This is a genomic window from Mycobacterium gordonae (assembly GCF_001417955.2).
In the GTDB taxonomy this organism is placed as follows: Bacteria; Actinomycetota; Actinomycetes; order Mycobacteriales; family Mycobacteriaceae; genus Mycobacterium; species Mycobacterium gordonae_B.
The window spans coordinates 1-2,832 of sequence record NZ_LKTM01000129.1 but is presented as its reverse complement, the minus strand read 5'-3'; the positions used below and the strand labels follow the sequence as shown (position 1 = coordinate 2,832).

The window sequence follows — 2,832 nt, the reverse complement described above, 5'->3', positions numbered from 1 at the left end:
CGCCTGCCAGGCGCGGCGCCACTCGTCGGAGGAATCGACGGGGCACGTCGGCTCGCGCCCATCGATCGGCGTCTGACTCTGTCCACCAACAGATCGCGAAACGCCGCGCGATGGACAACAGAAAGGTACGCAGCTCTGCGCCGGTGGCGTCGGGACGTTTCCGCCGCCGCCTACTACTCGTCCGCGCGACGTTCCGGGGAGGGGATATGGCCGGTTGCCGCGATTGGCTAACGTGCGTAGTCTGGTGTTAGAATGCGTTACAGGAGGATCCCATGCCGAATCGCACAGAGCTTGATGAGCTGCTCCTCGACCGTTTCGATATCACGACCCCGCAGCTGATCGTTGCGTTGAAAGGTCTTCCAGCCCTGCGACCCTGGGCGGCCGCCCTGACCGAGGATGAAGCTCGCCTGCTCGACGATGCCGACTTCGCCGAGGATCAAGACGCCTTCGTAGCCGCCGCCGCCGAGATCGCCGGCCAGGCCGCGCATCTGGCCGTCACCGCTTTCACTGCCGACGAGGTCGCCGCCGGCCTCGGGGTGAGCGGCTCTCGGGTGCGGCAGAAACGACTGGCCGGCGAATTATGGGCCATCGCCGACGGGCAGAGCTGGGTTTTCCCCGTCCTGCAGTTCGAGACTGGCGCAGACGGCGGCCCCACCCGGCAAGTTCGCGGCCTGGACCGCGTGTTTAAGGCGCTGCCCGCCGACCTGCATCCCGTGGCCATCGCAGGGTTCCTGAGGACACCCCAGCCGGACCTATTCCACGGTCGGCTCATGGCCCCAGTGGAATGGCTGCGTGAAGGGGGCGACGTCGACCAGGCCGTTACAGCTGCATTGAAATACGACTGGTTTGCGGTGTGACCGCACGCCTGCCCGGCCCGCCGCCGCGCGCGGAACTGCACGCGATCGGCATCGACGAAGCCGAACTGCGGACAGTTTCCCCTGGCGAGCTGTGGTGGCGAGTACATCGAACCACCGGTCCATATGTGCTGGCGTGGAATGGGTTTCGCGAAAATGGCCCGCATCTGCGATTCGACCCCCATCCACCGCCGGCCCGCCATCATCCCGGCGTCGGGGTATGGTACGGCGCCAGCAACCCCACACCAGCGTTAGCCGAGGCATTCCAAGCCGCACGCACGATCGACCGATTCCGCGGCGACCCCTACCTGACCGGACTACGGTTCATCCGCGAAGTCCGGCTCCTCGATCTCGCCGCCGGCGGCAACGGCGCATGGCCGACCCGAGCCGGCGGCACCTTCGCGCTGTCGACGGGACCGCATTCGATCGCGCAGCGCTGGGCCCGACGCATCACTGAGACCTTTCCCGACCTGGACGGCCTGCACTACACCAGCCGCTTCTCCGGAGAGACCTGCATCGCGCTGTTCCCTCCGGCCATGGACGCGATGCCCACACGGCCCGTCGTGTCGTTGCCACTGACCCATCCCGGGCTGGCGCTGCGCCTTGCCGCCACTGCGCGAAAGCTCGGCTATCAGATGATCTAAGTCAGGCATCTGGGCCGGCCAGCGAGTTCACACGGCACCTTTCCCCTGAATTTGTTGTGCCAAGTTAGCGCGTCGACCTCTGTGCGAACAAGGGCAATCTGCAACGAATGCGGGAAGCCTCAGTGCCCGTTGCTGAATCAGGCACAGGGTCCTCCGCACACCCCCATAGCTCAGTGCGGAACAAGGGCACGAGGTGCTACAAATGTGCTACACTCATGCGCATGGAGACTGTCGGAATCCGCGAATTGCGCCAGAACGCTTCGCAGGTCATCGAGGCGGCCGAGAACGGAACGACCTACCGCGTCACCAACCATGGCAAGGACACAGGTGTGGTCATCACCAGGCAATCGCATGCCGCGCCTCCTGAGCAACGACCCGGAGTCACGCTCGAACAAATCGCGAAGTCTGGGGTATATGACCAGCCGAAGCCGGCCGGGTACGAACAGGCACTCCTGGAAATCGTCGAGCGCGGACGCGACCAAGCGGGCCGGATCGGCGATCGATGAACATCCACCTGGATACCAATCTGCTGATTCAGCGGCCCCGATGGGAGCTCTTGCCGCCTGGGGATCATCAACTCTTCGTTTCGGCGATCGCCTTCGCCGAGTTCAGTGAGGGCACAACACATTCCGACCCCACAATCGCAGGTCGCGCTGCACTCGACCTGATCAAATTGCGCAACGCCTACGGAGATGGACTGCCCTTCGCCCAACGTGAGGCCGACGTCTACCGGGAACTGTGCGCCACAGTGGTCACGGCTGGACGTACACCTGGCGGCCGGCGGCGAGTAGACGTGATGATCGCGGCTGTGGCAGTCGCCAACAACTCAGCCCTAGCCACCCGAAACACCGCCGACTTCACCGGGCTCGAAAACGTACTTGAGGTAATTGCACTTTGATGAGCGGACCCGGCACCAGCCCACCCGAATAAAAGGTGGCGTGCCTTTGCCCGCCATCGCCGACACGATGTTGCAGTTGGACGGGAATCGTCAAACGCGCCCAAGGCGCGCCGCTTCGTCGAAGGCGCTTACCCGGCGCGTGGCGTAGCGCCGAATTTCGCCGACCTTAACCGTGGTGGGGTGTTCGCTGCGGGGTTTGGGGGTTCATGCTGCTCCGCCAAGTCCGCCCTTGCCACCTGCTGAACCTGACGCCCCTGCTGTACCGCCCGCCCCGCCGCTGGGCCCTGATGGCGCATTTCCGGTACCTCCGGGATTGCTGGCACCGCCGTCGCTGCCTGGGCCACCCGTGGTGCCGGTGGCACTGGTGCCACCAGCACCACCCTTGCCTCCGGTGCCACCTGTTCCCCCGTCCCCTCCTGCCCCGCCAGTGGCAGTG

General features: G+C 65.1%; 4 protein-coding genes and 1 pseudogene. 4 read left to right on the top strand and 1 reads right to left on the bottom strand.

Going from position 1 to position 2,832, the window contains the following annotated elements:
* The first annotated feature begins 272 nt into the window (after positions 1–272).
* The 4 genes from AO501_RS12895 to AO501_RS12880 all read left to right on the top strand — a co-directional run bounded on the left by AO501_RS12895 (position 273) and on the right by AO501_RS12880 (position 2,396).
* The gene (locus tag AO501_RS12895) at positions 273–857 is read left to right on the top strand and encodes a hypothetical protein (protein WP_055578109.1); all 585 of its coding nucleotides are present in this window, start codon (positions 273–275) and stop codon (positions 855–857) included.
* The gene (locus tag AO501_RS12890; RefSeq protein WP_055578108.1) at positions 854–1,498 is read left to right on the top strand and encodes an RES family NAD+ phosphorylase; all 645 of its coding nucleotides are present in this window, start codon (positions 854–856) and stop codon (positions 1,496–1,498) included. Before AO501_RS12895 ends, AO501_RS12890 begins: the two co-directional genes overlap by 4 nt.
* 221 nt (positions 1,499–1,719) lie before the next feature.
* Positions 1,720–2,004: a type II toxin-antitoxin system Phd/YefM family antitoxin gene (locus AO501_RS12885; RefSeq protein ID WP_156452519.1), complete on the top strand. Its 285-nt coding sequence runs from the start codon at positions 1,720–1,722 to the stop codon at positions 2,002–2,004.
* Positions 2,001–2,396 (top strand): PIN domain-containing protein, encoded by a 396-nt coding sequence (locus AO501_RS12880; protein ID WP_055578106.1) that lies wholly within the window; start codon positions 2,001–2,003, stop codon positions 2,394–2,396. Before AO501_RS12885 ends, AO501_RS12880 begins: the two co-directional genes overlap by 4 nt.
* Positions 2,397–2,600: 204 nt before the next feature.
* Here AO501_RS12880 and AO501_RS39230 read toward each other — a convergent pair.
* A pseudogene (locus tag AO501_RS39230) lies at positions 2,601–2,832 on the bottom strand (hypothetical protein); the annotation flags it as partial.